Raw genomic sequence first — 660 nt, forward strand, 5'->3', positions numbered from 1 at the left:
GATGGAAGGACGGACGAATGAAGCGAGCAAGGTTCACAGAAGAGCAGATCATCGGCGTGCTGAAGGAGCAGGAGGCTGGCGCGAAGACTGTCGACTTGGCTCGTCGCCACGGCGTGTCGGAAGCGACGATCTACAACTGGAAAGCCAAGTATGGCGGTCTGGAGGTCTCGGAGGCCAAGCGGCTGCGGGCGCTTGAGGACGAGAACGCCAAGCTGAAGCGACTGCTGGCCGAGGCGATGCTGGATAATGCCGGCCTGAAGGATCTTCTCGCAAAAAATTGGTAACGCCCGCTGCCAAGCGAGAGGCGGTCGCTCGTCTCCAGGCGGTACTGGGGATGAGCGAGCGGCGGGCGTGCCGTGTTATCGGCGCTGACCGGAAGAGCATGCGCTATCGGTCACAGCGGGAAGATGATGCTGACCTTCGGTCGAAGCTGCGCGAGCTTGCGCAGCAGCGCCGCCGGTTTGGCTATCGTCGGCTGCACATCCTGCTGCGGCGGGAGGGCGTGGTGATCAACCGGAAGAAGACACAGCGTCTTTATAGCGAGGAGAAGCTGGCGGTCCGACGCAGGCGCAACCGGCGTCGTGCCATCGGCGCACGGGCACCGGCTCCGGTTCTGGCGCTACCCAACCAGCGATGGAGCCTGGACTTCGTCCATGATCA

Annotated in this window: 1 pseudogene; it reads left to right on the forward strand. The window is 63.0% G+C overall.

The features are described 5' to 3' along the window. Positions 1–17: 17 nt before the first annotated feature. Positions 18–660: pseudogene (locus K7W03_RS27595) on the forward strand (transposase); the annotation flags it as partial.

The organism is Sphingobium sp. PNB (genome assembly GCF_019873065.1).
Classification (GTDB): Bacteria; Pseudomonadota; Alphaproteobacteria; order Sphingomonadales; family Sphingomonadaceae; genus Sphingobium; species Sphingobium fuliginis.